Origin of the sequence: Enterobacter cloacae complex sp. P16RS2 (assembly GCF_014982155.1) — a bacterium.
Lineage (GTDB): Bacteria > Pseudomonadota > Gammaproteobacteria > Enterobacterales > Enterobacteriaceae > Enterobacter > Enterobacter cloacae_M.
Window position 1 is genome coordinate 62,781 of the sequence record NZ_JADCKW010000024.1, and the last position, 23,724, is coordinate 86,504.

At 54.8% G+C, this 23,724-nt stretch carries 26 protein-coding genes and 1 tRNA gene; 14 read left to right on the top strand and 13 right to left on the bottom strand.

Features of this window, described 5'->3' with window-relative positions; all coding sequences use genetic code 11:
* Both INF68_RS16250 and INF68_RS16255 read left to right on the top strand, forming a co-directional pair.
* Entirely contained in the window at nucleotides 1-219 is a 219-nt protein-coding gene (locus INF68_RS16250) for an acyl carrier protein (RefSeq protein WP_008499867.1), read from the top strand.
* Between the two features lie 251 nt (nucleotides 220-470).
* On the top strand, nucleotides 471-1,307 hold the full coding sequence (locus INF68_RS16255; RefSeq protein ID WP_054830320.1) for an alpha/beta fold hydrolase: 837 nt from the start codon (nucleotides 471-473) through the stop codon (nucleotides 1,305-1,307).
* Between the two features lie 125 nt (nucleotides 1,308-1,432).
* Here the strand turns inward: INF68_RS16255 and INF68_RS16260 are convergent, their stop codons facing one another.
* The 3 genes from INF68_RS16260 to INF68_RS16270 all read right to left on the bottom strand — a co-directional run bounded on the left by INF68_RS16260 (nucleotide 1,433) and on the right by INF68_RS16270 (nucleotide 3,827).
* The gene (locus INF68_RS16260; RefSeq protein ID WP_021240841.1) at nucleotides 1,433-1,690 is read right to left on the bottom strand and encodes a YjhX family toxin; all 258 of its coding nucleotides are present in this window, start codon (nucleotides 1,688-1,690) and stop codon (nucleotides 1,433-1,435) included.
* 290 nt (nucleotides 1,691-1,980) lie between these two features.
* Nucleotides 1,981-2,068: transfer RNA gene (locus tag INF68_RS16265), tRNA-Ser, on the bottom strand.
* 130 nt (nucleotides 2,069-2,198) lie between these two features.
* The gene (locus tag INF68_RS16270; protein ID WP_193525360.1) at nucleotides 2,199-3,827 is read right to left on the bottom strand and encodes an ABC transporter substrate-binding protein; all 1,629 of its coding nucleotides are present in this window, start codon (nucleotides 3,825-3,827) and stop codon (nucleotides 2,199-2,201) included.
* A 269-nt stretch (nucleotides 3,828-4,096) separates the two neighbouring features.
* Between INF68_RS16270 and yccA the strand changes: the two genes are divergently transcribed.
* Entirely contained in the window at nucleotides 4,097-4,756 is a 660-nt protein-coding gene (yccA, locus tag INF68_RS16275) for an FtsH protease modulator YccA (RefSeq protein ID WP_023311042.1), read from the top strand.
* A gap of 87 nt (nucleotides 4,757-4,843) precedes the next feature.
* Entirely contained in the window at nucleotides 4,844-5,173 is a 330-nt protein-coding gene (gene tusE / locus INF68_RS16280) for a sulfurtransferase TusE (RefSeq protein ID WP_126787244.1), read from the top strand.
* On the opposite strand, the gene yccX is transcribed toward tusE, so the two are convergent.
* Genes yccX through INF68_RS16295 form a run of 3 tightly spaced genes read right to left on the bottom strand, consistent with a single transcriptional unit; the run spans nucleotide 5,170 to nucleotide 6,819 of the window.
* On the bottom strand, nucleotides 5,170-5,451 hold the full coding sequence (gene yccX / locus INF68_RS16285) for an acylphosphatase (RefSeq protein WP_023311040.1): 282 nt from the start codon (nucleotides 5,449-5,451) through the stop codon (nucleotides 5,170-5,172). The genes tusE and yccX overlap by 4 nt on opposite strands.
* An 11-nt stretch (nucleotides 5,452-5,462) precedes the next feature.
* A complete protein-coding gene (locus INF68_RS16290; protein WP_126787245.1) occupies nucleotides 5,463-6,251 on the bottom strand; it encodes an AraC family transcriptional regulator in 789 nt (262 codons plus the stop codon).
* 10 nt (nucleotides 6,252-6,261) lie between these two features.
* Nucleotides 6,262-6,819, bottom strand: a complete 558-nt coding sequence (locus tag INF68_RS16295) for a kinase inhibitor (protein ID WP_023311038.1) — start codon at nucleotides 6,817-6,819, stop codon at nucleotides 6,262-6,264.
* A gap of 173 nt (nucleotides 6,820-6,992) precedes the next feature.
* Between INF68_RS16295 and rlmI the strand changes: the two genes are divergently transcribed.
* Together rlmI and hspQ are read left to right on the top strand one after the other, a co-directional pair.
* Nucleotides 6,993-8,183 (top strand): 23S rRNA (cytosine(1962)-C(5))-methyltransferase RlmI, encoded by a 1,191-nt coding sequence (gene rlmI, locus INF68_RS16300; protein WP_061715623.1) that lies wholly within the window; start codon nucleotides 6,993-6,995, stop codon nucleotides 8,181-8,183.
* Nucleotides 8,184-8,243: 60 nt separating this feature from the next.
* Nucleotides 8,244-8,561, top strand: a complete 318-nt coding sequence (gene hspQ, locus INF68_RS16305; protein WP_008499919.1) for a heat shock protein HspQ — start codon at nucleotides 8,244-8,246, stop codon at nucleotides 8,559-8,561.
* A 35-nt stretch (nucleotides 8,562-8,596) separates the two neighbouring features.
* On the opposite strand, the gene INF68_RS16310 is transcribed toward hspQ, so the two are convergent.
* Nucleotides 8,597-9,010, bottom strand: coding sequence for a CoA-binding protein (locus INF68_RS16310; RefSeq protein ID WP_023311036.1), 414 nt, complete (start codon nucleotides 9,008-9,010; stop codon nucleotides 8,597-8,599).
* A 173-nt stretch (nucleotides 9,011-9,183) separates the two neighbouring features.
* On the opposite strand from INF68_RS16310, the gene INF68_RS16315 reads away from it, so the two are divergent.
* On the top strand, nucleotides 9,184-9,846 hold the full coding sequence (locus INF68_RS16315) for a DUF2057 family protein (protein ID WP_126787246.1): 663 nt from the start codon (nucleotides 9,184-9,186) through the stop codon (nucleotides 9,844-9,846).
* A gap of 80 nt (nucleotides 9,847-9,926) precedes the next feature.
* Nucleotides 9,927-10,385, top strand: coding sequence for a methylglyoxal synthase (gene mgsA / locus INF68_RS16320; RefSeq protein WP_023311034.1), 459 nt, complete (start codon nucleotides 9,927-9,929; stop codon nucleotides 10,383-10,385).
* Nucleotides 10,386-10,443: 58 nt separating this feature from the next.
* Here the strand turns inward: mgsA and helD are convergent, their stop codons facing one another.
* Nucleotides 10,444-12,498, bottom strand: coding sequence for a DNA helicase IV (helD, locus tag INF68_RS16325; protein WP_126787247.1), 2,055 nt, complete (start codon nucleotides 12,496-12,498; stop codon nucleotides 10,444-10,446).
* Between the two features lie 123 nt (nucleotides 12,499-12,621).
* Between helD and INF68_RS16330 the strand changes: the two genes are divergently transcribed.
* Together INF68_RS16330 and yccS are read left to right on the top strand one after the other, a co-directional pair.
* Nucleotides 12,622-13,068 carry a YccF domain-containing protein gene (locus tag INF68_RS16330; protein ID WP_023311032.1) on the top strand — a complete coding sequence of 149 codons (447 nt, stop codon included), beginning with the start codon at nucleotides 12,622-12,624 and terminating at the stop codon, nucleotides 13,066-13,068.
* Between the two features lie 19 nt (nucleotides 13,069-13,087).
* Nucleotides 13,088-15,250: a YccS family putative transporter gene (yccS, locus tag INF68_RS16335; protein ID WP_126787248.1), complete on the top strand. Its 2,163-nt coding sequence runs from the start codon at nucleotides 13,088-13,090 to the stop codon at nucleotides 15,248-15,250.
* On the opposite strand, the gene INF68_RS16340 is transcribed toward yccS, so the two are convergent.
* A complete protein-coding gene (locus INF68_RS16340; protein WP_126787249.1) occupies nucleotides 15,207-15,833 on the bottom strand; it encodes a TfoX/Sxy family DNA transformation protein in 627 nt (208 codons plus the stop codon). The genes yccS and INF68_RS16340 overlap by 44 nt on opposite strands.
* A 217-nt stretch (nucleotides 15,834-16,050) precedes the next feature.
* On the opposite strand from INF68_RS16340, the gene sulA reads away from it, so the two are divergent.
* Nucleotides 16,051-16,560 (top strand): SOS-induced cell division inhibitor SulA, encoded by a 510-nt coding sequence (gene sulA / locus INF68_RS16345; RefSeq protein ID WP_126787250.1) that lies wholly within the window; start codon nucleotides 16,051-16,053, stop codon nucleotides 16,558-16,560.
* Between the two features lie 354 nt (nucleotides 16,561-16,914).
* Nucleotides 16,915-17,970, top strand: a complete 1,056-nt coding sequence (gene ompA, locus INF68_RS16350) for a porin OmpA (RefSeq protein WP_023311028.1) — start codon at nucleotides 16,915-16,917, stop codon at nucleotides 17,968-17,970.
* A 65-nt stretch (nucleotides 17,971-18,035) separates the two neighbouring features.
* On the opposite strand, the gene matP is transcribed toward ompA, so the two are convergent.
* Nucleotides 18,036-18,488, bottom strand: a complete 453-nt coding sequence (gene matP / locus INF68_RS16355) for a macrodomain Ter protein MatP (RefSeq protein ID WP_008499929.1) — start codon at nucleotides 18,486-18,488, stop codon at nucleotides 18,036-18,038.
* 186 nt (nucleotides 18,489-18,674) lie between these two features.
* Here matP and INF68_RS16360 point away from each other — a divergent pair, with 186 nt between their 5' ends.
* Complete coding sequence (locus INF68_RS16360; RefSeq protein WP_126787251.1) at nucleotides 18,675-20,435, top strand: Lon protease family protein; 1,761 nt, start codon at nucleotides 18,675-18,677, stop codon at nucleotides 20,433-20,435.
* 68 nt (nucleotides 20,436-20,503) lie between these two features.
* Nucleotides 20,504-21,022, top strand: coding sequence for a 3-hydroxyacyl-[acyl-carrier-protein] dehydratase FabA (gene fabA / locus INF68_RS16365; RefSeq protein ID WP_008499931.1), 519 nt, complete (start codon nucleotides 20,504-20,506; stop codon nucleotides 21,020-21,022).
* 71 nt (nucleotides 21,023-21,093) lie between these two features.
* On the opposite strand, the gene rmf is transcribed toward fabA, so the two are convergent.
* From rmf to pqiB, 3 genes are all read right to left on the bottom strand, one after another.
* Nucleotides 21,094-21,261 (bottom strand): ribosome modulation factor, encoded by a 168-nt coding sequence (rmf, locus tag INF68_RS16370; protein ID WP_013097261.1) that lies wholly within the window; start codon nucleotides 21,259-21,261, stop codon nucleotides 21,094-21,096.
* A gap of 255 nt (nucleotides 21,262-21,516) precedes the next feature.
* Entirely contained in the window at nucleotides 21,517-22,083 is a 567-nt protein-coding gene (pqiC, locus tag INF68_RS16375) for a membrane integrity-associated transporter subunit PqiC (protein ID WP_024907767.1), read from the bottom strand.
* Nucleotides 22,080-23,720 (bottom strand): intermembrane transport protein PqiB, encoded by a 1,641-nt coding sequence (gene pqiB / locus INF68_RS16380; protein ID WP_109844539.1) that lies wholly within the window; start codon nucleotides 23,718-23,720, stop codon nucleotides 22,080-22,082. Before pqiB ends, pqiC begins: the two co-directional genes overlap by 4 nt.
* Nucleotides 23,721-23,724 lie beyond the last annotated feature (4 nt).

Below are 23,724 nucleotides of genomic sequence, written 5' to 3' on the forward strand. Positions count from 1 at the left end.
ATGGAACAAGAAATTCTCGCCCTGTTCGAAAAAGTGTTATCCCGTAAGGTGGGCTTTCACGATGAACTGATTGAATCCGACATTCTCGACTCCATCCTGGCGGTCGATATGGTGCTGGAAGTGCAGGACGTTTACGGCTGCATGATCCCGCCAACTGACGTGGCGACGGTGCTAAAAACCCCGGCGGACCTGGCCCGCTATATTGAAGAAAACCGCTAAACGCCCCTGCTGTTAATGCAGCCCTGAAGGCTCTGTAGGATCGCTCCAGAGCCTTCATTCCTTCCCCCTCCCCCTGAACGCTCTCCTGCTCCCTTTCACAGGAATGAAACCGACTGCTTTTATTATTTCTCCTACACTTTAGTAGTACTGTCGGTACGGGAAACAGAAAAAAGCCAACTTAATTAAGGCATTAATGATTCGCTGTGCGCTCAGCCGGGGAACGTTTTGCCTTTAACAGAGGAGTCTGCGGTATGGCATTCGTAACAACGAAAGATGGCGTCAATATTTACTACAAAGACTGGGGTCCAAAAGAGGCTCAACCCATTGTTTTCCACCACGGCTGGCCGCTAAGTGCCGATGACTGGGATAACCAGATGCTCTTCTTCCTCGCTGAAGGCTATCGCGTTATCGCTATCGATCGTCGCGGTCACGGGCGTTCGGACCAGGTAAGTGAAGGCCACGATATGGATCATTATGCGGCCGATGCGTCGGCCGTGGTTGAAAGCCTGGACCTGCGCAATGCTGTGCACGTCGGTCACTCCACCGGCGGCGGCCAGGTCGCCCGCTATGTTGCGCAGTACGGACAACCGCAGGGGCGCGTCGCCAAAGCGGTGCTCGTCAGCGCCGTGCCGCCGCTGATGGTCAAAACGGACGGTAACCCCGGCGGGACGCCCATCGAGGTTTTCGACGGCTTCCGCAAAGCGCTGGCGGCTAACCGCGCCCAGTTTTACCTCGACGTCGCCAGCGGTCCGTTCTACGGCTTTAATCGGGATGGCGCGGACGTTTCACAGGGGACGATCCAGAACTGGTGGCGTCAGGGAATGATCGGCAGCGCCAAGGCCCACTACGAGGGGATTAAGGCGTTTTCAGAGACCGACCAGACGGAAGATTTAAAAACCATTACGGTTCCCGTTCTGGTGTTGCAGGGCGACGACGATCAGGTCGTGCCGTATAAGAATGCTGCCCTGCTGCAGGACAAGCTGCTGGCAAACAGCGTACTGAAAATTTACCCGGGCTTCCCGCACGGGATGCATACCACGCACGCGGATACCATCAACGCGGACATTCTGGCCTTTATCCGCTCTTAAACGTCGCCTTTATTGCCGGGTGGCGCTGCGCTTACCCGGCCTACATTCCTGCATCCGTAACGATATCCCTGAATTGCACCGTTCAATGCATGAACGCCACCCGCGGGTGGCGTTGTTTATTCCGCTTAGCGATTATCCAGCTGGGCACGAACGTTGTTCAGCCCGGTGGTGTTGATGCGGTATGGCTGCCCGTTCACGGATCGGATCAGCTTTTTGGTGCGGAGTTTTTTAAAGACGCTAAGCGTGCAGTCGCTCAGCACCAGCCCTTCACGGGTGTAGCACTCAACGGAAGTAACGCGGCCAGAGCTGTCGCGGACGTGCACAATTCGTCCACCTTTGGCGAGAACGTGTAAGGTACGTTGTTCCTGACGGGATAAATTCATACTGGAAAACCTGTGTAATCATCATGCGTAAAAACGAGCCCACACCCGCAGGTGCGCGCGTAAGGTTTAAGCGCAGCGATAACCAGTCCGTCCTGAAAAGGGCGGGAAACTGATTATCTGATGAAAACATTCTCCAGCATCAAAGCCTCGGTAAGAGATAGCAATATATTTACAGGGTGAATGATAACGCCTGTTTTTTACAGGGAAATGGCAGGGACTTAAAAGTGTGAGGCGGATCGGCAAATCCAAAAGAAAAACCCCAGGTTAACGAGTAACCTGGGGTTTATATCTGGCGGAAGCGCAGAGATTCGAACTCTGGAACCCTTTCGGGTCGCCGGTTTTCAAGACCGGTGCCTTCAACCGCTCGGCCACACTTCCTAAGTGAGGCGAACTATAAACACCTCACCGCGAGCTGTAAAGAGTGGCTGCACTCGTTCGCTGTAAAAATAGTCAAAACGTGTTTAATCGGTTGAACTGACGACACATCGACGATTTTATCAGCACAGACCTAGTGTTTTTTGATGTACATGTCTTTCGTGAAATAGTAGCCCAGCTTATCCGGCGTAAATCCGCCTACCCACGGTTTGACCAGGTGCGTACGGACGTAGTGATAAACCGGAATGGCCGGTACATCACGCCCCAGCAGATCTTCCGCCTGCTGGTAGAACTTACCCCGCTCTTCCGCTGATTTGGCTTTTGCGGCATTGAGCAGCGCGCGATCGTAGTCCGGATTGCTGTACTGGCTGGTGTTTTCACTGTCGCCCGTGCGGAAGTTGTTCAGGAAGGTCGCCGCATCGTCGTAATCGGCAATCCACGCGTACCGCACCGCGTCAAAGTTGTGGGTGTGCATGGTGTCCAGCATGGTTTTCCACTCCTGGTTTTGCAGCTTTGCCTCCACGCCAAGGTTTTTCTTCCACATGGAGCTGGCAGCAATCGCGATACGCTGGTGCGATTCAGAGGTGTTATAGAGCAGGTTAAAGCTCAGAGGGTGGCTGGCGTTATATCCGGCCTCGTTCAGCAGCTTTTTCGCCTCGGCGATGCGCTTGTCCAGAGGCCAGCTGGCGTAATCCGGGTTCTGCAGCTTCACGCCGCCGATATCCGGCTGGCTGATGAGCCACGCCGGACGTTGCCCCTGCCCTAATACTTTCCCGGCAATGATGTCTTTATCCAGCGCCATGTTGAGCGCCTTACGCACGCGCGCGTCGTTGAACGGCGGCCGGGTGGTATTGAATTCGTAGTAATAGGTCGCAAGCTGAGGTGAAACGTCCAGCTCGCTGCCCAGGGTTTTCTTGAGCTGGGCAAACTGGTTAATCGGCACCGTATACACGATATCAATTTCGCCCGCCTTATAGCGGTTCACGTCCGAGGCCTCGGACGTGATGGGCAGGTAGGTGACTTTGTTAATCACGGTATGCGCGTTATCCCAGTAGCGCGGGTTGCGCTCCGCCACGATGCGTTCGTTGACCACCCACTGCGACAGCTTATACGCCCCGCTGCTGACGAAATGCTCCGGCTTGGTCCACTTATCGCCGAAGCGGCCAATCAGCACTTTATCCACCGGCACCAGCGACGGGTGCGCCAGCATCGCGAGGAAGGCCGCGTTTGGCTGGGTAAGCGTCACTTCCAGCGTGGTGTCGTTAATCGCTTTTACGCCCAGCGTATCGGGCGTTTTTTTTCCCTGAGCAATATCGGCCGCGTTGACGATATGCATGTTGCCCGGATAGCTCGCATACGGCGACGCCGTTTTCGGATCGATCAGGCGCTGCCAGCTCCAGACCACATCCTCAGCGGTAATCGGCGTCCCGTCGCTCCAGGTGATGCCCGGGCGCAGATGGAACGTCCAGACGGTGTTGTCCTTGTTCTCCCATTTTTCCGCCAGCCGGGGCTGAACTTCACCCGACGGGGAAACGCTGACCAGCCCGTCGAATAAATCACTGATAATATTGAATTCGACGTCGCTTTCGACTTTATGCGGGTCGAGCGAAGCGGGCTCATTACCGTTGTTCCTGACCAGTTCCTGCTTATCGGCCAGCGCGGTTCCTGCCGGCACGTTAGCCGCCCAGGCTGCCGTGCTGGCGCACAGGATCCCTGCGGTTAACAAAGAGAGCGTAAAGTGAGTGCGTGTTTGTGGTTTCATTTCCTTCGCCTTATAGTCTGTTTTATGACGATCCGGAAATAACTCTTAGCGTTCGAATGGTAATAACGCAATATTTTTCAGTAACCTATAAGAGCTTGATCTGATAAATTGCCGCAAACCGCTGTTCATACTGGCGAAACGGATTTCTGCAGAAGAAATAACCACCTCCAGCGCTAACGTGCTGAGTAAAGATGGGTAAAACCACTTTGAGACTGGCGTGCCGTTTCCTATTCTTTCCACTAATTACATCTGTCATAAGAGAGTGACTCATGGATCGTATAATTACTTCTTCACGCGACCGCACATCGCTACTCAGCACCCACAAGGTGCTGCGCAATACCTATTTCATGCTCAGCCTGACGCTGGCATTCTCAGCGATCACCGCGACCGCCAGCACCGTGCTGATGCTGCCGTCTCCGGGGCTGATCCTGACGCTGGTGGGTATGTATGGTCTGATGTTCCTGACCTACAAAACCGCTGACAAGCCCGTCGGTATTCTGTCCGCGTTTGCCTTCACCGGCTTCCTGGGCTACATCCTGGGGCCGATGCTGAACGCGTATCTGTCTGCCGGCATGGGCGACCTTATCGGCCTGGCGCTGGGCGGCACCGCGCTGGTGTTCTTCTGCTGCTCGGCCTACGTGCTGACCACCCGTAAGGACATGTCCTTCCTCGGCGGTATGCTGATGGCGGGTGTTGTGGTAGTGCTGGTGGGTATGGTGGCAAACATCTTCCTGCAGCTGCCTGCCCTGCACCTGGCGATCAGCGCCGTGTTTATCCTGATTTCTTCCGGCGCGATCCTGTTTGAAACCAGCAACATCATTCGCGGCGGTGAGACGAACTATATCCGCGCCACCGTGAGCCTGTACGTGTCGCTGTACAACATCTTCGTCAGCCTGTTGAGCATCCTGGGCTTCGCCAGCCGCGATTAAGTTACGGCGCTGTGAACCTGGCCCCGCTTATGCGGGGCTTTGTTTTTTGTTACACTGCTGCGGTTTTTGACTGACGCGTGAATGACTATGTTGAGTTTTGAAGGCAAAGAGATCGAGACCGATAACGAAGGTTATCTGAAAGAAAGTGCCCAGTGGAGCGAAGCGCTGGCGGAAGTGATTGCTGAAAAAGAGGCGATTACCCTCTCCCCCGAACACTGGGAAGTGGTGCGTTTTGTCCGCGAATTTTATCTGGAATTCAACACCTCTCCGGCGATCCGCATGCTGGTTAAAGCGATGGGCAGTAAGTTCGGCGAAGAGAAAGGCAACAGCCGCTATCTGTATCGTCTGTTCCCGAAAGGCCCGGCAAAACAGGCCACCAAAATTGCCGGCCTGCCAAAACCGGTGAAGTGTATTTAATACCGAATCCCGAAGTTTACGTATTCCCGCCCGGGTTGATGCGGTTCCGTTAACACCTTATCAACCCGCGCGCTGCGCGGCCCACCCGCCTTCAGCCACGCCATCAGCTTGTCGACCTGCTCCGCTTCGCCGCAGGCGACCACCTCAACGCTGCCGTCGTCCATATTTCGCGCGTATCCCGTTAGCCCAAGCTCAACCGCTTCGCGCTGGGTGCTGTAGCGGAACCCCACGCCCTGAACAACGCCGTGAACCCAGGCAATGGTGCAGACTTTTGACATTTTTCTTCTCCTTAACGTAGCGTTTTCGGCAAACAGCCATAGTGTTCCCGGAAACGGGCGGTGAAACGAGAGCTGGAAAGATACCCACATTGTAATGCGATTTCGCCAATTGGTAATCGGGTTGACTGGAGCTGTGACAAAGCAACGGCCATCCTCACCTCCTCCACGATCTGGCGAAAACTCTGCGACTCTTCACGCAAGCGTCTGCGCAGCGTCGGCACGCTTAAGGCCAGACGGCTGGCAACGTCCTGCGCGGTCCAGTCTCTGGCGGGCGACAGCATAATGAACTGCCGCACCTGCTCGGTCAGGTTACTGTTTCGCTCAACAAGCAGCGGACCCGCCACGCCATCGTGCAGCAGGGCCAGCAAAAGACCGAAAGCCTGATGTTTTTGCAGCGCCTCCGGTAAATCCTGACGCACGGCGTGCAGCAGGTTGTCCCACATAAACGCCAGCCCCTCGCTCAGCGGAGCGCAGAGCGAATGCAGCGTCGTGCGCGGCCAGGACTTCAGGTAATGCGCTTTAAACTCGGCGACAATCTCCGCGGACAACATCAGCAAATCCGAGTGAAACAGACCGTTTACAGGCTGATTGATTATCTCCATCGCCGTATTGGCCGGGATAATGATGAGCTCATCCCGTGTCGCTTCCAGACGGTTATCATCCTGAACTATCACCTTAGTGCCGTGAGTGATATGACAAATAGCCGGAAAAAAGAGCTTAACCTGGTGCAGGCGATGCATTTTGCTGGCAGTCACTTCACCCGCGGTAAGATGGTTATGTCGAAAATGAAACTCCTGCACCCTGCTATCCTTATCTGCTGTAGGTTGCTGTTAACTGAGCCTTTGCCAGAACGTGACTATTAAGCATAAAACCGACCAGCGCGCCGCTGGCATTGTTGTCGACGGGCAGTTTATCCACGTTCAGGGCCCAGACGGTAATTTGATAGCGATGAGGCTTGTCCCCTTCGGGTGGACATGCGCCGCCGAATCCAGAATAGCCGAAATCATTACGCCCCTGCACAACGCCGGCAGGTAATTTCTCGCCGTTCGGGTTACCGGCATCCGCGGGCAGCGTCATTGTCTTCGCCGGGATATTGGCTACGGTCCAGTGCCACCAGCCGCTGCCGGTGGGCGCATCCGGGTCATATACCGTAACGGCAAAACTTTTCGTACCGGCGGGCGGATTTTTCCACGCCAGCTGTGGAGAAATATTCCCACCGTGGCAGCCAAACCCCTCAAATACCTGCTGTTGCGCCAGCCGCTTTTCGCCGGAAATATCCCGGCTGGTGACGCCGAAAGGCGTTGTTGCTAAAACCTGAAAACTCATCGCCGCCAGAGCGGTTATTGCTATCACACTGCGCTTTTTCATGGGTGCTCCCTTTGCTGTACCGGAAGCCCCACTCTAAACCCAGCGGCAATATCGTAATGTGCCTAAGCGATTTGATTTTGTGCCGAAACGCTCAACGGCATCCGCAGATGATTGCGCCTTGCTGAATGTGGTAATCTACGCGCCATTTCCTGAAATCGACAGAACAGCAAATTATGAGTGTACGTTTAGTGTTAGCCAAAGGGCGCGAGAAATCATTACTGCGCCGTCATCCCTGGGTCTTTTCCGGCGCGGTTGCCCGTATGGAAGGCAAAGCCAGCCTCGGTGAAACCATTGATATCGTTGACCATCAGGGGAAATGGTTAGCGCGCGGCGCCTACTCGCCAGCGTCCCAGATCCGTGCTCGCGTCTGGACGTTTGATAAAGATGAAACCATCGACATCGACTTCTTCGTTCGCCGTCTGCAGCAGGCGCAGCAGTGGCGCGACTGGCTGGCAAAACGCGACGGGCTGGACAGCTACCGCCTGATTGCCGGTGAGTCCGACGGCCTGCCGGGCGTGACCATCGATCGCTTCGGTAACTTCCTGGTGCTGCAGCTCCTGAGCGCCGGAGCGGAATACCAGCGTGCCGCGCTGATCAGCGCGCTGCAAACGCTGTTCCCGCAGTGTGCCATTTACGACCGCAGCGATGTGGCGGTGCGCAAAAAAGAAGGCATGGAGCTGACTCAGGGGCCCGTAACGGGCGAACTGCCACCGGCCCTGCTGCCGATTGAAGAGCACGGCATGAAGCTGCTGGTGGATATTCAGGGCGGGCACAAAACGGGTTACTACCTCGACCAGCGCGACAGCCGTCTGGCTACGCGTCAGTACGTTGCCGACAAACGCGTGCTGAACTGCTTCTCCTATACCGGCGGTTTCGCCGTTTCAGCGCTGATGGGCGGCTGTGCTCAGGTGGTGAGCGTGGACACCTCGCAGGAAGCGCTGGACGTGGCAAAACAGAACGTCGAGCTCAACAAGCTGGATTTGAGCAAAGCGGAGTTTGTACGCGATGACGTATTCAAGCTGCTGCGTAAATATCGCGACCAGGGCGAGAAGTTCGACGTCATCGTGATGGATCCGCCAAAGTTTGTGGAAAACAAAAGCCAGCTGATGGGCGCGTGCCGCGGGTATAAAGATATCAACATGCTGGCTATCCAGCTGCTGAACCCGGGCGGGGTTCTGCTCACCTTCTCCTGCTCCGGCCTGATGACCACAGATTTATTTCAGAAAATCATCGCCGATGCCGCAATAGATGCTGGCCGTGATGTACAATTTATAGAGCAGTTCCGTCAGGCAGCCGATCACCCCGTGATTGCTACCTACCCGGAAGGACTGTATCTGAAAGGGTTTGCCTGTCGCGTCATGTAACTTGAAAAGAGAAATATTGCCCGCACATAACGTGTAAGTAGTGTTTCCCGGGAGGTGACTATGATTGCCAGCAAATTCGGTATCGGCCAGCAGGTCCGCCACACTTTGCTAGGGTATTTGGGTGTGGTCGTGGATATCGACCCGGAGTATTCCCTTGATGAACCGTCAGCAGACGAGCTGGCGGTGAACGCAGAGCTTCGCGCCGCGCCCTGGTACCACGTGGTAATGGAAGGTGATGATGGACAACCCGTTCACACCTATCTGGCCGAAGCGCAGCTGAGTAGCGAGCTGCAGGAAGAGCATCCGGAGCAACCCACAATGGATGAACTTGCTCAGACTATCCGCAAACAGTTACAGGCCCCGCGCCTGCGGAACTAAGCGTGTAAAAAAAGCCCGATACGGGCTTTTTTTTATTACTTCGCCAGCCCCAGACGGGGGATGTCAATCGCGGGACAGCGGTCCATGACAACCTTCAACCCCGCATCCCGCGCCAGCACGGCGGCCTGCTCGTTAATCACGCCCAGCTGCATCCACAGCGTTTTCGCCCCTACGGCAATAGCGTCCTGCGCCACTTCCCACGCCGCCTCGGAATTGCGGAAGACATCGACCATATCAATTTTTTCCGGCACCTCAGCGAGCGTGGCGTAACCCTGCTGGCCCAGCAATGTTTTCCCCGCCACCTTTGGCGACACCGGGATGACGTGATAGCCCTGATCGAGAAGGTATTTCATCACCCGATAGCTTGGACGATCGGGTTTATCGCTCGCGCCGACCAGCGCAATAGTACGCGTGGATGTCAGAATCTCGGCAATATCGTTCTCTTTCATGGTTTTTCTCCTGGCTTTTTTAAAAGTGTACGCCAAACCGCACATCTCAACCATCCATCCCATACAGATGCATGAGGGCAAAACGGCGAAATATGTCTATATGTTAGTAAACATGATTATCGAAAAATTTAGATACATTAATGCGGCGACAGGATTTCTGACGGGAGCCTTCTATGAAAACCGGTATTGCCACTGCTCTGATTGCGTTAGTGATGCCGGTCTGCGTTTTTGCTACCACCCTCCGGCTCTCTACCGACATTGATCTCCTTGTACTGGACGGAAAAAAGGTCTCCAGCTCGTTATTGCGCGGTGCAGACAGCATCGAGTTAGATAACGGGCCGCATCAGCTGGTCTTCCGCGTAGAAAAGCCGATCGGTCTGGCTAATCACGAGCAACGGATGTACATCTCCCCGCCGCTGATCGTCAGCTTTAATACCCGGCAAATCAGTCAGGTGAATATCACCCTGCCTCGCCTTGAAACGGAGAAGGAATCTGCGGCCTTCGACGCATCACCCCGCGTTGAACTGCTGGACGGGGATGCGATGCCGATTCCGGCGAAGCTGGATATTCTGGCGTTAACGACCTCACCGAAAGGCCCGGATTACGAGGCCGCGACCCAGACCTATAACAAAGCGGGGAAACGCGCCTCGCTTCCGCAGTTTGCCACCATGATGGCGGACGACAGTACGCTTTTATCCGGCGTCTCTGAACTGGACGTTATTCCTCCCCAGTCCCAGACCCTGACGGAACAGCGCCTTAAATTCTGGTTCCAGCAGGCAGATCCCGACACGCGGTCCCGTTTTTTACAGTGGGCAAAACAACAACCTTCATCATAAGCCACATTTTTTACGCCTTTCTCTTGCAGCGTCAGACGGTTCCCGTCATCGTGTAGTCAGTTAACCTGATGGATATGATTATGGAATTGACAACACGCACGCTGCCTGAGCGCAAACACATTGCTCTTGTGGCGCACGATCACTGTAAACAAATGCTGCTTAACTGGGTTCGCCGCCATCAGTCTTCGCTGGAAAAGCACGCCCTGTCGGCGACAGGCACCACCGGTAACCTGATCCAGCGCGAAACGGGTCTGCAGGTGAATGCCATGCTGAGCGGTCCGATGGGCGGCGATCAGCAGGTCGGCGCGCAGATTTCCGAAGGGAAAATTGATGTGCTGATCTTCTTCTGGGACCCGCTGAACGCGGTTCCGCACGATCCGGATGTTAAAGCGCTGCTGCGCCTGGCGACGGTGTGGAATATTCCGGTGGCGACGAACCTATCGACGGCGGATTTCATCATCGAATCACCGCAGTTTAACTCGCCGGTTGATATCCTTATTCCGGACTATCAGCGTTATCTTTCCGATAGACTGAAGTAGTTTTTTTGCCGGGTGGCGGCTACGCCTTACCCGGCCTGGAAAATCTTTCCTGACATCGTTATGGTTTACGCGCTACCGGCACATCAATACTCTTCAGGATATCGACAAACACGGATGGCTCCTCTTTATTAAACAGCAGCCACACGCGATGCCGCGCGCGGGTGATGGCCACATACAGCAAACGCCGCTCTTCGGCATCCGGGAAATCTTCCGGCACCGGCAGCAGGGCCTCTTCCATCACCGACTCGCGGGCCGGAGCCGGGAAACCGTCGCTCCCCTCTTTCAGCCCCACCACAATCACATAGTCAGCCTGCTGCCCTTTGCTGGCGTGAATGGTCATAAATTCAAGCTGCAGTTTCGGCCAGCGGGTGGCGGCTTTTTCCAGCGCCGCGGGCTTAAGGTGATGGTAGCGCGCCAGCACCAGAATACGTTCATCGGGCTTCGCGTAGCCGCTGAGCTTGTCCAGCAGCGGCTCCAGCTGGTCATCCGCCAGCAGGGTGACGGCTTTTTTATCCCCTGGGCGCAGACTATTGAGCGGCTTGGCCAGCTGATGCGGGTTTTGCTGGATAAAGCGGTTGGCGATCTCACCAATGCGTGAATTGAAGCGGTAGGTGGTGTCCAGATCGCTACGATCCCCTTCGCCAAAATAGTGGTGGAACGCGGTCGTCAGGGAGAGCTGCGCCCCGCTGAAGCGATAGATGGCCTGCCAGTCGTCACCCACCGCAAACAGCGACGTATGTTTATTTTGCGCCCGTAGCGCCGAGAGCAGTGCAGCACGCTGCGGAGAGATGTCCTGGAACTCATCCACCAGAATGTGTTTCCACGGGCTGACAAAACGTCCCTTTTCAAGAATGATGATGGCCTGGTGGATTAAACCGGAGAAATCGACGGCATTTTCCTCTTTCAGCGCGGTTTTCCAGGCTTTCAGCAGCGGAGCCATCAGCTTGACCCGCTTCGAAAACAGATCGCGGATCGCCTCCGGTGCGCTTTCAATCATCTCTGCCTGCGTTCCACCGTGCATTCGCATCAGGCTGACCCAGCGGTCAAGTCGCGAACCCAGACGACGCGCCAGTTTGTCATCCTGCCAGAAGCTGCCCTCTGGCACCTCCCAGCCGAGCTCCTCCTCCAGCCACTGACGCCACCCTTTCGCCTGCGCTTTTTTCTCACTGCACTGCTGGCGCCACGTTTTGATGAACAGCGCCTGACGCGCCTGCGCGTCGTTTTCCAGCTTACTGATGGAAGGCACTTTTTTACTGCCCTGCTGAATAATATGCAGCGCAAGGGCATGGAAGGTTCTGGCCGTGATATCCCGCGTGTGAAGGCGTTCCTGGATGCGTTCGTCCATCTCCTGGGCAGCCTTACGGCCAAAGGCCAGAAGCAGAATTTGATCGGCTACCGCTTCTCCGGTCGTCAGCAGCCAGCCGGCACGCGCCACCAGCACCGACGTTTTACCGCTACCGGCCCCCGCCAGCACCAGCAGCGACTGCTCACCGTTGACCACCGCGCGCGCCTGGGCCGGATTGAGCGGTGAAGATTCCACCGTACTGAAAAAGTCGGCGTATTGGGTAAGCATGGCGTCCGTCCACGCCTGATTGTGAGCGAGACGGCTTTTATCCTTATCATTTAGCCAGGCCTGACACTGGCGCCAGGCGTCGCGACAGTTGTCAAACTCGTCGAGACGCGTCACGGAGAGCGGCAGCGCCGAGAGTGCCTGTCGGATCTTTTGCTGCAGCCCGGCGGTCTGCTGACGGGTCAGCCACGCGTGCTGTGCGTTGCTCTGCGCGATATCGTCCAGCACCTGCTGCAGCACCTGGGCAGCAATTACGCTCATATTCTGGCTCCACTGCTGCCACAGTGCGTTCAGGTGATGATGGAAACGCTGGGTTTCCGCCCACTCGGTGCCGTGAAGACGCACGACTTTATCGTCAGGCAGAACGAACTCCAGCTCGCCCCACACCAGCCCGCGTTTACAGTGGATAGCCAGAAGCTGGTTAAACGGAATAAGGTATTCGTGGCGTTCCCCGGAGACTTTCACCCCGGCATTAAGGAGAACCACCCTGTCGTAAGGGTGTTGCGCCAGGCGTTTGCCTAACGACGTTGCTTTCAGTTCCATGTTCCGCCAAATCCACGAAGAGATAATTTACCTGACAGTTTAACTGCCAGTTTTAAGGTGCTCCAGCCTAAAAAAACGTTACAATCATTGGGCGTTAATTTTATCGAAAGGAAGTGAGGGTTTATGCGTACCGTTCTGAATGTGTTGAATTTTGTGCTGGGCGGTTTTGCCACCACCCTTTCCTGGCTTTTCGCCACGCTGGTGAGCATCGTCCTGATTTTCACGCTTCCCCTGACCCGTTCCTGCTGGGAAATCACAAAGCTCTCCTTAATCCCCTACGGGAATGAAGCCATCCACGTTGACGAACTGAATCCGGAGAGCAAAAACGCCCTGATGAATACGGGTGGAACCCTGCTGAACATTCTGTGGCTGATTTTCTTCGGCTGGTGGCTGTGCATCATGCATATTTTTGCCGGTATTGCACAGTGCATCACGATTATTGGTATTCCGGTGGGGATAGCGAACTTTAAGATCGCCGCCATCGCCCTTTGGCCCGTCGGTCGCAGGGTAGTTCCGGTAGAAGTGGCCCAGGCGGCGCGTGAAGCAAACGCGCGTCGTCGTTTTCAGTAAATAAGGACCGGCCGCGTTTATGCTAAGCCCACTGCTTCGCCGTTATACCTGGAACAGCACCTGGCTATACAACGTCAGGATATTTATCGCGCTTTGCGGCACGGCTGCCCTGCCCTGGTGGCTGAATGATGTCAAACTCACCATTCCGCTCACGCTGGGGGTGGTGGCCGGGGCGCTTGCGGACCTGGACGATCGTCTGGCCGGGCGCTTACGTAACCTGGTCATTACGCTCGTCTGCTTTTTCATTGCTTCAGCGTCCGTTGAGCTGCTTTTCCCGTGGCCCTGGCTGTTTGCCCTGGGCCTTACGCTCTCAACCAGCGGGTTTATTTTGTTGGGCGGCCTCGGGCAGCGCTATGCCACCATCGCGTTTGGTGCATTGCTGATCGCCATCTACACCATGCTGGGCGTTTCCCTGTACGACCAGTGGTACCAGCAGCCGGTTCTCCTGCTGCTGGGCGCCATCTGGTATAACCTGCTGACGCTAACCGGTCATCTGATCTTCCCGGTTCGCCCGCTGCAGGATAACCTTGCCCGCAGCTTTGAGCAGTTAGCCCACTATCTGGAACTGAAATCCCGGCTGTTCGACCCGGATATTGAGGAAGAAAGCCAGGCTCCGCTCTACGATCTGGCGCTGGCAAATGGCCAACTGGTCGCCACCCTTAACCAGACAAAAGCCTCTCTGCTTACCCGTCTGCGCGGCGATCGCGGTCAGCGCGGAACGCGAAGGACCTTACACTACTATTTTGCCGCCCAGGACATTCACGAACGTGCCAGCTCCTCACACGTTCAGTATGCGGCCCTGCGAGAGAAGTTCCGCTACAGCGACGTAATGTTCCGCTTCCAGCGCCTGCTGTCCATGCAGTCCCAGGCGTGCCAGCAGCTCTCGCGCTCCATTCTGCTGCGCACGCCCTATCAGCATGACCCACGCTTTGAACGGGTATTCAGCCATCTTGATGCGGCGCTCGACCGCGTTCAGGCCAGCGGAACGTCACCGGAGCACATCAAAGCGCTGGGCTTTCTGCTGAACAACCTGCGGGCGATTGATGCCCAGCTGGCAACCATTGAGTCCGAACAGGCGATGGCGCTGCCGGGCAGTGAGGTGGAAAATCAGCTTGCTGATGACAGCGTGCACAGCGTTAGCGATATGTGGCTGCGTCTGAGCCGTAACTTTACGCCGGAGTCGGCTCTCTTTCGCCACGCGGTAAGAATGTCGCTGGTGCTATGCGTGGGGTATGCCTTTATCCAGATAACCGGGCTGCACCACGGCTACTGGATCCTGCTGACCAGCCTGTTCGTCTGCCAGCCGAACTATAACGCCACCCGACACCGTCTTGCGCTGCGTATTATCGGCACGCTGGTCGGCGTCGCGATTGGCCTTCCGGTGCTCTATTTCGTGCCCTCCGTTGAAGGTCAACTGATCCTGATTGTGATCACCGGCGTGTTGTTCTTCTCGTTTCGCAACGTGCAGTACGCCCACGCCACCATGTTCATTACGCTGCTGGTGCTGCTCTGCTTTAACCTGCTGGGTGAAGGGTTTGAAGTCGCCCTGCCCCGCGTGATCGATACCCTGATTGGCTGTGTGATTGCCTGGGCCGCGGTCAGCTTTATCTGGCCGGACTGGCGCTTCCGTAATTTGCCGCGCGTGGTGGACAGGGCGATGAACGCCAACTGCCGATACCTTGACGCTATCCTTGAGCAGTACCACCAGGGGCGCGATAACCGCCTGGCTTACCGGATAGCACGTCGCGACGCGCACAACAGTGATGCAGAACTGGCCTCCGTTGTTTCTAACATGTCAACGGAGCCTCACGCCACGGCGGAGATCCGTGAGACCGCGTTCCGCCTGCTCTGCCTGAACCATACGTTCACCAGCTATATTTCGACGCTGGGTGCCCACCGTGAGAAACTCACCAACCCGGGTATTCTCAACCTGCTCGATGACGCCGTCTGCTATGTTGACGACGCGCTTCATCACCGTCCGGCCGATGAGCCACGCGTTCAACTGGCGCTGGATGAACTGGCTCAACGCATTGCGCATCTTGACCCGGGAAACGACAGCAAAGCGCCACTGGTTCTTCAGCAGATAGGCCTGCTTATCGCTCTGCTGCCTGAAATTTGCCGGCTGCAACAGCAAATCGCTACCTGGAGGAGTGATTCTCCTGTGGCTCAGGCAGCGCATTAAACCACTCCGTCAACTCCCGGCGAATGCCTGCCGGGAGTGCCGCCTCATGCAGTCCCACAATGGCCCCCTCCAGCGCGAAGAGCACTTTAATACTCAGTGCTTTGTTTTTTGCCCGCATCTTTAGCCAACTCGCTCTTGCACCCAGCGCCCGCAGCGTTTCCTCATTGGTGATGCCAGCTTCAAAGAGCAAGACTTCAAGCTGAAACGTCAGGTTCGGCAGATCCTTAAGTCGGTTTCGTTGATGGCGCTGATAGCGTTCTTTTCTTGCCGCACTGAGCGCAAACAAGGAGAGCTGAAGCAACCGCTCCCTGTCCTGCCATAATCCATCATCAACACGATAATAGTTGAGCAGCACCGGGCGGCCTCGCTTCATCAACGTTAAAAAAGAGGAGGCATTTTTTACACAGTATTTCGCACTCTCCTCACAGGCGCGAAGATAAAGCTCTCCGTCTGACACCATGGCAAAAACCGCATCATCCACCGCCAGGGTATAGCCTCCAAACAGCGCGCGATGATGAATCTCGCCCAACGGGGAGAGGTATTCCTGGGATTTATAAATCCGTTCATAAGATATCTTTTTCATGATATTTCCCTTCAAAATCATAAAGTAACAACGAAATTTCTTACTAGCGGATCCGTTAGCAGGAAAATAGGCAACTTATCGCCGATGAGCAAGATGATTTTTCGAGGGACATCAACATTGAATGAATTTTGCGAGTCGCTTTCCGAAAATGAGGTTGATCTTTATGCATACAGGGGTTACTGTATATCCATACAGTAACTACAGGGCTGGAATGAATATGCACACTTCAGGCTATGCAAATCGCTCAACCTCTCTCTCTTCTACCGCAGGCAATGTCGCGCAGAATTCCGTCGAGCGTGTTTCCACGGGGCTTATCAGTGAAGTGGTTTATCGTGAAGACCAGCCCCTGTTGACGCAACTTCTGTTGTTGCCGTTATTACAACAGCTTGGTCAGCAATCGCGCTGGCAGCTTTGGCTAACGCCTCAGCAAAAACTGAGCCGTGAGTGGGTTCAGTCCGCAGGCCTTCCGCTTACCAAGGTCATGCAAATTAATCAGCTCCCGCCGTGCGATACCGTTGAGTCGATGATCCGCGCGTTACGCACCGGAAATTACAGCGTGGTGATTGGATGGCTACAAGAAGAATTGACGGAAGAGGAGCATTACCGTCTGACTGAAGCAGCCGAAGAAGGGAATGCGATCGGGTTCATTATGCGTCCGGTTCGATCGGATTCTTACCGCAGAGGACAACTTTCTGGGCTAAAAATTCACTCAAATTTGTATCATTGAGTGAAATTAAGATTTTTCCTGGAATTTTTTTTGACCTCAAGATGGCATTAAAGTTCCCGGTCACAAAATTGCGGCAAGGCTTGTCTGGTGCGGTTCTCCTTAATTTTATTGCACAAAATTCGTTCGAAAAATGTTAAATAATCGGTATACGGAACTTTTTTTTTCATATGCCTGACGGACTTCACACTTGTAAGTTTTCAGCTACGTTGTAGACTTTACATCGCCAGGGGTGCTCGGCCTAAGCCGAAGATATCGGTAGATTTATATTTGACCACGCCCCCCGGTGAAGGATTTAACCGTGATTCTCTCTTGAGACTTTCATGGCGAATTTTGGATGATAACGAGGCGCAAAAAATGAAAAAGACAGCTATCGCGATTGCAGTGGCACTGGCTGGCTTCGCTACCGTAGCGCAGGCCGCTCCGAAAGATAATACCTGGTATGCAGGTGGTAAACTGGGCTGGTCTCAGTTCCACGACACCGGCTGGTACAACAGCAGCCTGAACAATGATGGCCCAACTCACGAGAGCCAGCTTGGTGCAGGTGCGTTCGGTGGCTATCAGGTTAACCCGTATGTTGGTTTTGAAATGGGTTACGACTGGTTAGGTCGTATGCCATACAAAGGCGACACCATCAACGGCGCTTTCAAAGCACAGGGCGTTCAACTGACCGCTAAACTGGGCTACCCAATCACTGACGATCTGGACGTGTACACCCGTCTGGGCGGCATGGTATGGCGTGCTGACTCCAGCAACAACATTTCTGGCGACAACCATGACACCGGTGTTTCCCCAGTATTCGCTGGTGGCGTTGAGTGGGCTATGACCCGTGACATCGCTACCCGTCTGGAATACCAGTGGGTTAACAACATCGGCGACGGCAACACCGTTGGTGTTCGTCCAGACAACGGCATGCTGAGCGTAGGTGTTTCCTACCGTTTCGGCCAGCAGGAAGAAGCAGCACCAGTTGTTGCTCCAGCGCCGGCTCCAGCTCCAGAAGTACAGACCAAGCACTTCACTCTGAAGTCTGACGTTCTGTTCAACTTCAACAAAGCGACTCTGAAACCAGAAGGCCAGCAGGCACTGGATCAGCTGTACACCCAGCTGAGCAACCTGGATCCTAAAGACGGTTCCGTAGTGGTTCTGGGCTTCACCGACCGTATCGGTTCTGACGCTTACAACCAGAAACTGTCTGAGAAACGTGCTCAGTCTGTTGTTGATTACCTGATCTCTAAAGGTATCCCAGCTAACAAGATCTCCCCACGTGGTATGGGCGAATCTAACCCAGTTACTGGCAACACCTGTGACAACGTGAAAGCTCGCGCTGCACTGATCGACTGCCTGGCTCCAGATCGTCGCGTAGAGATCGAAGTTAAAGGCATCAAAGACGTTGTAACTCAGCCAGCGGCATAAGTTATCGTCTTATAAAAAAACCCCGCCATGCGGGGTTTTTTATTGTCTGAAGAAAAGTAAAAAATCTACTTTTTACCCAACAGAGCCTGAAGGTCGTTCTTCAGCGTCGACATCTGGTTGGCGTACTTCTCTTTATGTTCTGCATCCTCAATCAGCTGCACGATGGTTTCCGACAGCGTTTTTCCCCGTCGTTGTGCCAGCCCGGCCAGGCGCTGCCAGACAACGAACTCAAGGTCGATTGATTTTTTGCGAGTGTGCTGATGCTCAGCATTAAAATGCCGTTTGCGTCGCGCGCGGATAGTTTGCTTCATCCGGTTTAACAACGCAGGATTGATGTGTTTCTCAATCCACCCGTTAACCTGTACCGGTTCATTTTCGAGGGTCAGCAAAATATCCACGGCTTCTTGCGCAGCGCTGGCTTCGATGTAGCAGGTGATCAGCTCCCCTTCACGGTGCTTTTTGACCAGGTATTTCCATTTCCAGCCGCTTTCGAGATTTTCCAGTTGTTGATATTTCATTGCGATCTCAGTGTTACCACGTAACTCTGTTCAGAATATCAGTTTTTTAGCAATCTGCTGAAAAGAAATCATATCCTGTGAGTGAATGCATCCATTCACCCTGTCGAAATCCCCAATCCTGCTTGGGTACAGCCCCCCGCTTACGGTATACTCCACGCTTTTACATCTGACTAAAAAACATCAACTTTGACCATTACGAAACTTGCATGGCGTGACCTTGTTCCGGATACCGAAAGTTACCAGGAACTGTTTGCACAGCCCGAACTCGCAAAAGAACACGAATTCATCCTTAGCGATACGCAGCCCCGTTTGCATTACGCGCTGGAGCAGGTGTTAAGCCCCTGGGCAACTGCGCCCTTCATGCTGCTCAAGGCCCCGGAAGAAGCGGAATACCTGACGCTGCTCGGAGATGCCGTGCGCCAGCTGAAGCCGGAAGCGAACGCAGTTTTTGGCGGCCAGTATCGTATTGCGGGACATGATGTCACTTTCGAACCAACGGCGCTGGCCGATGGCCGTTTTGCCGTTAAAGGCGAAGTGATTACCGCTAACTGGGTCGAGGCGGAACAACTCTTTGGTTGTCTGCGCCAGTTTAATGGCGAACTTTCGCTGCAGCCGGGGCTGGTACATCGCGCAAATGGCGGTGTTCTCATCATCTCACTGCGCACCCTGCTCTCGCAGCCGCTGCTATGGATGCGTCTGAAAACTATCGTGCACCAGCAGCGTTTCGACTGGGTCGGCTACGATGAGTCTCGTCCTCTGCCTGTCTCTGTTCCGTCTATGCCGCTGTCGCTGACCGTCGTGCTGATGGGCGACCGTGAATCGCTGGCGGACTTCCAGGAAATGGAGCCAGAACTCGCTGAGCAGGCGGTGTATAGCGAATACGAAGACAACGTCCAGATTGCTGACGCCGACGATATGGCGCAGTGGTGCCAGTGGGTGATGGACGTTGCTGAACGTTTTGCGCTGCCAACCCCTGCGGCTGACGCGTGGCCGGGCTTAATCCGCGAAGCGGTACGCTACACCGGTGACCAGGAAACGCTGCCGCTTTGCCCACTCTGGATCGGCAAACAGCTGCGTGAAGTGGGTGTGATCAGCGGTAACGGGGCGTTCACCGGAGAACACCTCACTCAGATGCTGGCTCAGCGTGAGTGGCGAGAAGGCTATCTTGCCGACCGTATGCAGGATGAAATTCTGCTGGAACAAATTCTGGTTGAAACCGAAGGCGAACGCGTCGGGCAAATCAACGCCCTGTCGGTGATTGAATTTCCCGGACATCCGCGCGCATTCGGGGAACCGTCCCGTATCAGCTGCGTTGTGCACATTGGCGATGGCGAGTTCACCGATATTGAACGGAAAGCCGAGCTGGGCGGCAACATTCACGCGAAAGGCATGATGATCATGCAGGCGTTTTTGATGTCAGAGCTGCAGCTTGAGCAACAGATCCCCTTCTCCGCCTCGCTGACGTTTGAGCAGTCCTACAGCGAAGTGGATGGCGATAGCGCCTCTATGGCCGAGCTGTGCGCCTTAATCAGCGCCCTGGCGGAAGTGCCCATCAATCAGAACATCGCGATCACCGGTTCGGTGGACCAGTTTGGTCGTGCCCAGCCGGTGGGAGGCCTCAACGAAAAAATTGAAGGCTTCTTCTCCATCTGTCAGCAGCGCGGTTTAAACGGTAAACAGGGTGTGATTATTCCTGCTCCCAACGCACGCCATTTGAGCCTCAGTCAGGATATTCTGGATGCGGTTGAGCAAGAGCAATTCGCCATCTGGGCCATCGAAGGGATTGAGGATGCGCTACCCTTACTGACAAATCTGGTATGGGATGGCGAAGGGCAAACTACCCTGATGCAGACTATCCAGGAGCGCATAGCTCAGGCGACACAGCAGGATGCTCGTCATCGTTATCCATGGCCGTTACGCTGGCTGGGCTGGTTTAGTTCGAACTGATCGGACTTGTTCAGCGTACACGTGTTAGCTATCCTGCGTCCTTCACTAAAATAAGGCTTACTGAGAACATGGTAGATAAACGCGAATCCTATACAAAAGAAGATCTTCTTGCCTCTGGTCGCGGTGAACTGTTTGGCGCTAAAGGCCCACAGTTACCGGCCCCGAACATGCTGATGATGGACCGTGTCGTGAAAATGACCGAAACCGGCGGCAACTTCGATAAGGGTTACGTAGAAGCAGAACTCGATATCAACCCGGACCTGTGGTTCTTCGGTTGCCACTTTATTGGCGATCCGGTAATGCCTGGCTGTCTTGGCCTGGATGCCATGTGGCAGCTGGTTGGCTTCTATCTGGGCTGGCTGGGCGGCGAAGGTAAAGGCCGTGCGCTGGGCGTGGGCGAAGTAAAGTTCACCGGCCAGGTCCTGCCTACAGCGAAGAAAGTGACCTATCGTATTCACTTCAAGCGCATCGTTAACCGCCGCCTGATTATGGGCCTGGCAGATGGCGAAGTGCTGGTAGACGGTCGTCTGATCTATAGCGCAAGCGACCTGAAAGTCGGCCTGTTCCAGGATACTTCAGCTTTCTGATCGTGTTTTTGGCACCCCCAGAAAGGCGAAACCTCCGCATTGCGGAGGTTTCTTTTTTGAAAGAGACGTTATCAGGCTATGAGTGCCCTGTCGCCGATGGCTTCTCGCCAGCCTCCAAGCCATTGTGACCTTTGATTTATCGTCTGATAAGGACACATTTCTTTAGAACGTCCAGCGATGCCGGCCTGATAACCACGTTGATGAGCCCGTTCCAGGCGATCTCGTTTCTGTCTCTTCATGCCTCGTTTCCCTCATTCTTTTGTCTGGTGGAAAGAAAACAGTGTCTGCACTAAATGCACAGGCACAGATAACGAATACCCCGAATTAGTCGCATCGTCAATGTTCAAAATTCATACGGGTGTCATATTTGTGAGCTAGCTGGAAGTTCATTTGTACAAAAATTGTGACGTAGCACAAGTAACAAACTGAACTGAAAACGAAAAAAAACCGCAATCAGCAACAGGCCAACTGCGGTTTTTGATGATGAATTTTACTTATGGCAGCCGGGAAATTTCTCTCGCGATGCTGGCCGACTCCTGTGCCCAACCCTGAGCCAGGACTTTCACCATTTCGTCGTAGCCATCTTTCTGCTGCTTCAGCTCCAGATGGAAAGGACGCTTAATCAGCTGCCCCTGATGGTTCAGCAACCACTCCCCGCTAATCACCACCGCACCGTCATAACGGCCGTGGAAGCCCGTTACGGTGACGTTCAGCGTATCCTGATCGTTACCCAGCGGCTGCGACGCGACTACCCACCCCGGAAGCTGGCTGCCCAGATTGGCCACCAGCGTGTTGCGCAGCTGCTGATCCAGAGGGCTGGCCCACAGGTTGTTCGTCGCAATCACATATTTAACGTCGCTGGTCTGATAGACCACACCGTTTCCTGCCAGATAATCCGGCACGGCAACCTGCTCAACCCACAGCTGGCGGTTTCCCTGGCTGGCCGTGCTTTGCCCACCGCTGTGGGTAGCCACGGGCAGCTGATAGTAGCTTTTATTATCTACCCCTGAACTGCACGCCGTTAACAGCAGAGCGCCAACCATCAATAGCCACTTTTTCATTCTTTTGCCCTCTTCGGCTCAGGATCCTTTTTATCTTTCGCTTCGAACACCAGCGCGTTGCTCTTCTCGTTAAGCGTTTTCAGCACCGGCTGCAGTTCACGTAAGACCTGATCAAGACGCTGCATATCTGCCACCATCTTGTTGTAGGCCGCTGAACCCGGCTGGAAGCCCTGCATACTGCGGTTCAGCTCACGCAGCGTTTTCTGCATATCCTGCGGCAGCTGCTGCATACTCTGGCTCGCCGTGATCTTGTTGATGTTATCCAGCGTAGTTTGCAGACGACGCATCGTTGCCTGGCTTTCGCTCAGAGAGTTCGTCGCCGCTTCAATCATCGGATTCAGTGGCAGATTGTTGATCTTATCCAGCGTCTCCATCAGGCGCTGTTGGATCTGAGCCAGACCGCTGCTCACCGTTGGGATGATTTTGTAGCCACCGAATTCGCGGATACCGGTAATCGGCGGTGCTTTCGGGTAGAAATCCATATCGACATACAGCGCGCCGGTAACCAGGTTACCCGTCTTCAAGGAGCCACGCAGGCCACGCTCCATCAGTTGACTGATATGGGTGGCAATATCCTGATTATCGCCAATCTGGTTAAGCAGACGCTCCGGCTCAATGCGGATCAGCACCGGAATACGATAATCATCGTCCAGCATCTGGCTCAGGCCCGGGACAAAGAACGGAACTTGCCCAACCGTACCGAGGCGAATGCCGCGGAACTCAACAGGCGCCCCCGGCTGCAGGCCGCGAACAGAGTCTTTAAAGAACATCAGGAAGTCAATGTGATCGGTATAGAGCGCATCCTGAATGCTTTTTTGATCGTCAAAGAGGCGGAAAGCGGTATTCTCTGCGACCGGCTGGCCCAAATCCAGGCCTTCCGGCACGTCAAAACTCACGCCGCCGCCAAAAAGCGTGGTCAGCGAACCCATTTCAACGCGCATGCCTGCCGAGGTCAGATCCACCGCGATCCCGCTGTCTTTCCAGAAACGGACGTTGCTGGTGACCAGTCGATCGTTTGGCGCATTGATGAAGAGCTGATAGCTGATCGCGCGTTTCTGCGGATCAAACGTGCTTTTCTCAACCGACCCGACGCGGTAGCCGCGGAACAGAACCGGGTCACCCGCCGTGAGCTGGCCGGCTTTTTTGCTGTCGAGGATCACGCGGATCCCCTTGGCATCAGGCGGTGCAAGCGGCGGCGAATCCAGAAGCTGGTATTTGGCTGGCTGGTTACCCTTAGCGCCAGGCTGCAGCTCAATGTAGGCACCCGAAAGCAACGTTCCTAAGCCGCTAATCCCCTCACGCCCCACCTGCGGCTTAACGACCCAGAAAACGGAATCGCCGTGCAGCAGTTTTTCCATGCCGGCATTAAGGCGCGCCTTAATCTCCACATGAGTTAAATCGTCGGTCAGGGTTGCGCTTTCCACCACGCCCACATCCACGCTCCGGCTTTTGATGGTCGTTTTACCGCCCTCAATCCCCTCGGCATTGGTGGTAATCAGCGTCACTTCCGGTCCCTGATGGCTGTAGTGATAAAACAGGATCCATGCCCCGATCAGCGCGGTCACGATGGGGAAAATCCACACCGGTGACCAGTTCTTGACCTTCTGCACTTTCGCCTCTCCACTCTTATTTTCCATGCTC

Excerpts from the sequence above, each read along its gene's own strand:
- rmf (WP_013097261.1), bottom strand. The coding sequence starts at position 21,261 with ATGAAGAGACAGAAACGAGATCGCCTGGAACGGGCTCATCAACGTGGT.
- INF68_RS16315 (WP_126787246.1), top strand. The coding sequence starts at position 9,184 with ATGAAAACCGGTATTGCCACTGCTCTGATTGCGTTAGTGATGCCGGTC.
- INF68_RS16295 (WP_023311038.1), bottom strand. The coding sequence starts at position 6,819 with ATGAAAAAGCGCAGTGTGATAGCAATAACCGCTCTGGCGGCGATGAGT.
- sulA (WP_126787250.1), top strand. The coding sequence starts at position 16,051 with ATGCACACTTCAGGCTATGCAAATCGCTCAACCTCTCTCTCTTCTACC.
- pqiC (WP_024907767.1), bottom strand. The coding sequence starts at position 22,083 with ATGAAAAAGTGGCTATTGATGGTTGGCGCTCTGCTGTTAACGGCGTGC.
- ompA (WP_023311028.1), top strand. The coding sequence starts at position 16,915 with ATGAAAAAGACAGCTATCGCGATTGCAGTGGCACTGGCTGGCTTCGCT.
- INF68_RS16255 (WP_054830320.1), top strand. The coding sequence starts at position 471 with ATGGCATTCGTAACAACGAAAGATGGCGTCAATATTTACTACAAAGAC.
- INF68_RS16270 (WP_193525360.1), bottom strand. The coding sequence starts at position 3,827 with ATGAAACCACAAACACGCACTCACTTTACGCTCTCTTTGTTAACCGCA.
- INF68_RS16310 (WP_023311036.1), bottom strand. The coding sequence starts at position 9,010 with ATGAAAGAGAACGATATTGCCGAGATTCTGACATCCACGCGTACTATT.
- yccA (WP_023311042.1), top strand. The coding sequence starts at position 4,097 with ATGGATCGTATAATTACTTCTTCACGCGACCGCACATCGCTACTCAGC.
- hspQ (WP_008499919.1), top strand. The coding sequence starts at position 8,244 with ATGATTGCCAGCAAATTCGGTATCGGCCAGCAGGTCCGCCACACTTTG.
- INF68_RS16330 (WP_023311032.1), top strand. The coding sequence starts at position 12,622 with ATGCGTACCGTTCTGAATGTGTTGAATTTTGTGCTGGGCGGTTTTGCC.
- INF68_RS16260 (WP_021240841.1), bottom strand. The coding sequence starts at position 1,690 with ATGAATTTATCCCGTCAGGAACAACGTACCTTACACGTTCTCGCCAAA.
- INF68_RS16250 (WP_008499867.1), top strand. The coding sequence starts at position 1 with ATGGAACAAGAAATTCTCGCCCTGTTCGAAAAAGTGTTATCCCGTAAG.
- helD (WP_126787247.1), bottom strand. The coding sequence starts at position 12,498 with ATGGAACTGAAAGCAACGTCGTTAGGCAAACGCCTGGCGCAACACCCT.
- mgsA (WP_023311034.1), top strand. The coding sequence starts at position 9,927 with ATGGAATTGACAACACGCACGCTGCCTGAGCGCAAACACATTGCTCTT.
- rlmI (WP_061715623.1), top strand. The coding sequence starts at position 6,993 with ATGAGTGTACGTTTAGTGTTAGCCAAAGGGCGCGAGAAATCATTACTG.
- yccX (WP_023311040.1), bottom strand. The coding sequence starts at position 5,451 with ATGTCAAAAGTCTGCACCATTGCCTGGGTTCACGGCGTTGTTCAGGGC.
- tusE (WP_126787244.1), top strand. The coding sequence starts at position 4,844 with ATGTTGAGTTTTGAAGGCAAAGAGATCGAGACCGATAACGAAGGTTAT.
- matP (WP_008499929.1), bottom strand. The coding sequence starts at position 18,488 with ATGAAATATCAACAACTGGAAAATCTCGAAAGCGGCTGGAAATGGAAA.
- fabA (WP_008499931.1), top strand. The coding sequence starts at position 20,504 with ATGGTAGATAAACGCGAATCCTATACAAAAGAAGATCTTCTTGCCTCT.
- yccS (WP_126787248.1), top strand. The coding sequence starts at position 13,088 with ATGCTAAGCCCACTGCTTCGCCGTTATACCTGGAACAGCACCTGGCTA.
- pqiB (WP_109844539.1), bottom strand. The coding sequence starts at position 23,720 with ATGGAAAATAAGAGTGGAGAGGCGAAAGTGCAGAAGGTCAAGAACTGG.
- INF68_RS16340 (WP_126787249.1), bottom strand. The coding sequence starts at position 15,833 with ATGAAAAAGATATCTTATGAACGGATTTATAAATCCCAGGAATACCTC.